Origin of the sequence: Shewanella mytili (genome assembly GCF_046765975.1) — a bacterium.
GTDB lineage: Bacteria > Pseudomonadota > Gammaproteobacteria > Enterobacterales > Shewanellaceae > Shewanella > Shewanella mytili.
This window is the reverse complement of sequence record NZ_JBKOUD010000007.1, coordinates 161,099-167,776: the sequence shown is the minus strand read 5'-3', so window position 1 is coordinate 167,776 and position 6,678 is coordinate 161,099. Positions and strand designations below refer to the sequence as shown.

The 6,678-nt window shown below is 51.1% G+C and carries 4 protein-coding genes; 1 reads left to right on the top strand and 3 read right to left on the bottom strand.

The genetic code is table 11. From position 1 onward, the window contains the following. On the top strand, positions 1-585 hold a 585-nt coding region (locus ACIDEJ_RS09110; protein WP_411987756.1), incomplete at its 5' end, for an IS3 family transposase. A gap of 233 nt (positions 586-818) precedes the next feature. On the opposite strand, the gene ACIDEJ_RS09105 is transcribed toward ACIDEJ_RS09110, so the two are convergent. The 3 genes from ACIDEJ_RS09105 to ACIDEJ_RS09095 are packed head-to-tail and all read right to left on the bottom strand — an operon-like array spanning position 819 to position 6,416. Beyond that, complete coding sequence (locus ACIDEJ_RS09105) at positions 819-3,923, bottom strand: efflux RND transporter permease subunit (RefSeq protein WP_411987755.1); 3,105 nt, start codon at positions 3,921-3,923, stop codon at positions 819-821. 16 nt (positions 3,924-3,939) lie between these two features. Continuing rightward, positions 3,940-5,124 (bottom strand): efflux RND transporter periplasmic adaptor subunit, encoded by a 1,185-nt coding sequence (locus ACIDEJ_RS09100; protein ID WP_411987754.1) that lies wholly within the window; start codon positions 5,122-5,124, stop codon positions 3,940-3,942. Positions 5,125-5,138: 14 nt separating this feature from the next. Continuing rightward, on the bottom strand, positions 5,139-6,416 hold the full coding sequence (locus ACIDEJ_RS09095) for a TolC family protein (RefSeq protein WP_411987753.1): 1,278 nt from the start codon (positions 6,414-6,416) through the stop codon (positions 5,139-5,141). Between the last annotated feature and the right edge of the window lie 262 nt (positions 6,417-6,678).

Genomic DNA, 6,678 nt, shown 5'->3' with positions numbered 1-6,678 from the left:
ACTTACAGGAAAGCTACTCAGGAACATGTTGCTATTCCTAACTTACTCGACAGGCAGTTCGCTGTTACTGCACCAAATCAGGTCTGGTGCGGCGATGTCAGCTTTATCTGGACGGGCAACCGCTGGGCTTATCTAGCTGTGGTAATCGACCTATTTGCCCGCAAACCAGTAGGCTGGGCAATGAGTTATTCGCCTGACAGCAACCTGACCTGTCAGGCACTTACAATGGCATTTGAATATCGTGGACAGCCAAAGAACGTGATGTTCCATAGCGACCAAGGATGTCACTACACAAGCCGTAAATTCCGTCAGTTAATCTGGCGCTATCGCTTAACGCAAAGCATGAGTCGCAGAGGAAATTGTTGGGACAATAGTCCTATGGAACGCTTCTTCAGAAGCCTTAAAACTGAATGGATCCCAACTACAGGTTACGGGAGCTTCACGGAAGCAAAGCAGAAGATAGGTGATTATATTCATGGCTATTACAGCCGACTGAGACCGCATTCGTACAACGGTGGTTTAACGCCAAATGAATCGGAGAAACGTTACTGGAATAGCTACAACGATGTGGCCAAAATGACTTGACCACTACACTATCGGCAAAAGTTAACTGTTGGCTCATGGGCGGTAATGGCTGTGATTTACTATGTAGCTATGATCTCACATCAGGGACTTATTCGCATCTTCCCTAAGCATTGTAAGGGTTTCCAGATTTTCTGTGCCGTTGTAATGTGGGAGTAAGCCAGGAACTTGCGCTTAGGGAGGAGCGTCCACCACGACATTAAGCCCATCTCGAGTATTCGAGATGGGCGCTTGTGTTAGCGACGTACTTTATGGATCAAATGGTAGAGCAGTGGTAACACAAAGAGTGTCAGCAAGGTTGATGAGATAATGCCACCAATCACCACTGTGGCGATCGGCCGCTGTATTTCGGCGCCAGTGCCAGTATTAAGTGCCATTGGTACAAACCCCAAACTTGCCACCAGTGCGGTCATTAGTACTGGGCGCAGGCGGATGGTCGCGCCTTCAATAACGGCTTGATAGAGATCTTTTTTCTCCTGCCAGAGTTGTCTGATAAAGGCGACCATCACCAAGCCATTCAGTACCGCGACACCGGACAGCGCAATAAAGCCTACGCCCGCCGAAATCGACAGCGGCATGTCGCGCAGCCACAGTGCCAACACGCCGCCACACAGGGCTAACGGAATGCCCGTGAAGATGATTAACGCGTCTTTTATCGAGCCAAACGCCATCACCAGTAACATGATGATCAGCAGTAGAGTAATCGGCACCACAATACTCAAGCGTTGGCTTGCGGATTCCAACTGCTCAAAAGTGCCGCCAAACTCAAGCCAATCACCGTCTTTGAGGTTTACTTGCTGGCGGATTTTTTGCTCCAATTCGCTGACAAAACTGCCGAGATCGCGGCCACGAACGTTGCTAGTTACTACCACGCGGCGCTTGCCATTCTCACGGCTGATTTGTGCTGGAGCAGGCTTAACTTCTAGCTCGGCAACCTCTTGCAGCGGCACAAAACCATCGGCGGTTGGTACGGGTAACATTTTCAGTTGGTTGACATCGGTTCTCAGTGACTCAGCTAGGCGCACCACCAATTTAAAGCGGCGGTCACCTTGATATATTTGACCTACCTGTTCACCACCGATGCCGGTGGCGATGAGTGATTGCACCTCGTCGAGACTGAGCCCATAACGCGACATTGCCTGTCGATTTGGCGTAATCGATAACATTGGCAGCCCATCAACTTGCTCGACACGAGTGTCCGATGCACCTTCGATCGTGCGCGCCACTGCGGCGATTTCATTAGCGCTGTTTAGCAATTCCGTTAAATCATCGCCAAACACCTTAATGGCGACATCCGCCCGTACGCCGGAGATTAACTCGTTAAAGCGCATCTGAATTGGCTGTGTGAACTCATAATTATTGCCCGGCAGTCGGTTGATGGCCTGTTCTATTTCAGCGACCAAATCCTGTTTCGACTTGTCAGGATTTGGCCACTGTTGCCGCGGTTTCAGCATGACAAAGTTATCCGCCACATTGGGGGGCATTGGGTCGGTAGCCACTTCTGGCGTGCCAATTTTGGCGTAAACCATGGCGACTTCAGGGAAGGTGAGAATGGTTTGCTCCAGCAGTTGCTGCATCTGCAGCGATTGCTCGATGCCCGTGCCAGTGATCCGCATGCTATGCAGCGCAATATCGCCCTCATCCAACTGCGGAATAAACTCGGTGCCCATGGTCGAGGCGAGCCAAGCACACAGCAACACCAGACCACTAGCCGCGGTTAACACCAATGACTTAAAGCGCAGCGTCAGTTGTAACAGTGGGCGATAGGCAGCTTTGCAAGCGCGAATAATCACGCTCTCCTGTTCACTGATCCTGCCGCCCATAAACACCGCGATAGCTGCCGGCACCGCTGTGAGTGATAACAGCATGGCGGCCATAAGTGCAATCACGACTGTTGTCGACATCGGATGGAACATTTTGCCTTCAACGCCAGTGAGCGCAAAAATGGGCAGGTAAACCATAGTGATAATACCGACACCAAACAAACTCGGACGAATCACTTCGGTGGTGGCTTGAGTCACTTCGTGCAGGCGTTGTGTTAATGGCAGTGGTTTTTGGCTATGACGCTGCGCTTCAGCTAAGCGACGAATGCAGTTCTCGACGATGATCACGGTGCCATCGACTATCAGTCCAAAATCGAGTGCGCCAAGACTCATTAGGTTGGCCGAAACACCGCGCTGCACCATGCCGGTGATGGTCATCATCATGGTGACCGGAATCACCGCTGCGGTGATCAGTGCGGCACGAATATTACCCAGCAGTACAAATAACACCGCGATTACTAACAGTGCACCTTCGACAAGATTCTTCTGCACTGTATTTATGGCTTTATCTACCAACGTAGTGCGATCGTAAACCGTTTGCAGTTCTGCCCATTGCGGTAACGAAGGCGCGATTTTGGCCAGTTTGTCGGCGGTAGCCGCGGCAACGCTGCGCGAATTTTCGCCCATCAGCATCATCACTGTGCCCATGACCGTCTCTTCGCCATTGAGGGTCGCAGCGCCAGTGCGTAGCTCTTTGCCGATTGCAACGTCTGCCACATCGGCAATGGTGATAGGAACAGTCCCGTTATTGCTCACCACCACACTTTCGATATCGGCGAACGACTGCAATAAACCAGCTGAACGTACCAGCAGTTGCACACCATTTTGCTCAATGTAACCCGCACCGATACTGTTATTGTTATTTTTAAGTGCAGCAGTGACATCTTGCATCGTCACACCTAGCTCCAGCATTTTGAGCGGATCGGGTGTGACATGGAATTGCTTATCAAAGCCGCCAATGGTGTTGATTTCCACCACACCTTTGACTTGTGCCAACTGCGGTTTAATCAGCCAATCTTGCAACTCACGCAGATCCATCGCGCTGACGGCCGAGCCATCAGGTAGCGTCATGCCCGCTTTGGCGCGTAGGGTGTAAACAAAAATCTCACCTAAACCCGTCGCAATCGGCCCTAGCTGCGGTTCTACTCCGTCGGGCAGCGAGGCTTGCAGGCTGGCTAAACGCTCGTCAAGCAGGTTTCTGGCAAAATAGATGTCCGTGCCTTCATCAAAAACTACGGTCACTTGTGACAAGCCGTAGCGTGAAATAGAACGGGTATACTGCAGATGTGGCAATCCATATAACGCCGTTTCCACAGGAAAGGTGATGCGTTGCTCGGTCTCTAATGGAGAGTAACCTGGCGCCTCGGTATTAATCTGTACTTGCACGTTGGTGATATCGGGCACCGCATCAATCGGCAGTTTTTGATAACTCCATAGGCCAATACCAATCAATATGATGGTTAACGCCAGCAATAAATATCTGCGCTCCACAGCGAAGCGCACAATGTGATCGATCATATCGCGCTCCTATTGGTTAATGGCTATGGGCGGCGCCGGATTTTTCGATATCGGCTTTTATCAGATAGCTGTTATCCACCACGTAGCGGTCACCCGCCAGCAGGCCTGCGATAATCTCGGTATACTGATCGTCCGCTCGACCCAGCTCAACTGGCATCGCTTGATAACGATTCTGCTGCTGAATAAACACGACGGGTTGCCCATCAAGAGTCTGAATAGCGCGGTTTTCGACCCGCACTGGCACTGTTACGCGCTCGGCATCGGCGAGGCCTGTCACCAGATCGCCAGGTGATAACTGGCTAGTAGTATTGCTGATTTCAACAATCGCCAGGGTAAAAGGTTGGTTGTTTGAAGAGGGAATAATCTGTTGCACTAAGCCTTCGACACGTTGTTGCTGACGTTCGATATGGATTGGCATACCGCGTTTGATCTCCATTCGCTGCGATGGAAAGACTTTCAATTCAGCCCACAGAGTGGTGGTATCAACAATCTCATAAATCGCATTTTGATTGGTTGCCTCACCAATGTTCGCCATGCGCTGTAAAATAACGCCGCTGATTGGCGCCTTTACGGCATAACGCTGCAAGCTCTCGTTGGCCTCTACCTGCGCTAGGGGTTGCCCCACCGCTACCTGTTGACCGATATCGGCATTGAGCGCGGTAATCACGCCGGGAAATCGAGCGCTGACCGAGGCTTTGTTACGTGGAGGCACCACTAACCGTCCCAAGAGTGTGACATGTTGCTCGATGATGCCCGCCGTCGCGATTGCCGAGGTAATTCCAGCTTTCTCGGCATAGTTGGCATCAATCTCCGTACTGTTTTCGTAGCGTTGCCACGGCCACTGATAATGCTTGTTGTCCAAGGTCATCTGTATTGTCAGCGCAAAAGAATGGGGCTCACTGATCGGTGTGCGTGAACGCCATTGGTCTCGCTGCTGCTCAAACTGAATCGACACTGGCGCGCGTCCGACCCGCATTAACTCGGCGCTCAAGCTTGTGGGTGTTGCTAGCTGTTGTTGCTGGCTTACCTTGACCCACAAGTACGCGCCTTGCGATTGTTCTTCAAGATGTAAGCTCACGGTTACGGGGCCTTGCTGGAAAACTGCAGACTCGCTGCTAGGCGTAGCATGCTCCTCATCGGCCAACAGTGGAGTTGATAGCAACAGTAATACAAGACTGAGTGATAGCTTAAAAATTCTCATGAAATATCGGGTTCCTAATAGGCTTGCGAGGAGACAGAGAGTGGCGCACCAGTCCATTGTTCGAGCAATGTCTGGTTGATGAGCGCTGCTTCAAGGAGATCGAGCTGTTGACGTTTTGCCTGCAATAACGCTTCTCTGGCGGCAATGTAGTCTTGATAGCCGTAGCTGCCTCGCTGATATGCGCTAAGCGATAGCTGCATTGCTTGCGTTAGATTGGGCAAAATAGTGGACTGTAATTGCTCAATCGCCGCAAGATTGTCGTGGAGATATTGGCTGGCTTCATAAATATATTGTTTATATTCAAGCAACTTCATCTGACGTTGCAGTTCAACTGTGTGCTTACTGGCAATGGCAATTTGCGTTCGTGCCTGATTGCGCGCAGCGGAGTAGAGTGGAATCGAAACATTGGCGACCAGTGAAGTGTCTTGCTGCTCTTGCTGGCGACTCACACCAACACTCCAACCAATGTCAGGACGCGCCTGACTGCGGACGAGGCTGAGTTCGGCGTCTTTGGTTGCCACTGATTGCGACAGCGTTGCCATGTAGGGAGAGATTAAAAATTGTCGATAGAGGGCGCTAAAATTGGGGGCGCCTGTGAGTGGTGTCAGTGTGCCAGATAACTGGCTAATCGCGTCCGCGTCTGCACGCCAAAAGGCGGCAAGTTGCTGTTTCATGACCGCCAACATCGTTAGCTCGTTACTCAATGCTAATTGCGCTTGGCTGACGGCCGCTTGCGCCTGCAGTTGTTCAGCGTTATTGGCGGCGCCATTGCTCACTCGTTTGGTCACAATCGCCAGCGCGTGTTGAGCTAGTTCAACCGATTCACGGTTGAGTGTGACGCGCTGCTGCTGAGCTAACGTGTGAATATACTGCTGAGTGACCGTGCTCATTACCTCAAGTGTTTGAGTTAATTGCGCTGCTTCTGTCGCGGCTAAGTTTGCTGCCGCGAGTTGCTTGCGCAGCGCTCGTTTGTCACCTAACTCGATCACCGATGAGAGTGACAGCGTGGTTTGCGCACCTTGGACACCCGCTGCCGCACCTGTACCGAATAGGTTTTCGACACCGACATCGACGCGGTATTCGGGAGATTGCGCAGCAATGGTTTGCTCGCTTTGCTGTGCTTTAATGAGCCAAGAAAATTTTTGTAGCTCGGGATATTGCTGTAATGTCAGCGCTAGTGCTTGTTTAAGTGTTGATACCTCTGCTGCAGCAAAGCTGAACATCGGCATAAATGCACAAGCGGCAACAAGCACGCGCCAATTACGGCGTTGCTGTTTACCTATAGAAAACATTTGCTAATTCCTTATCAATTAATAAAAAAATCAATGAAAAGGATTAGGCTTTAGGCGGGCGTTCGATTCCTGAATTAACGGCTGAGTCAGCCACTGAGGCTAACATGGGGTGTTTGGTGGGAGTGAACTGCGCAGCTGGAAACAGATGCGGCGTTAGAATCACTAAATGGGGGAGATGGCCGTGACATAAACAGCAATGATCGCAATCGCTGCTGGTCTCGTCATTGTCTTGACAGATAGTTTGGTCCGAGGTGCAAGCAAC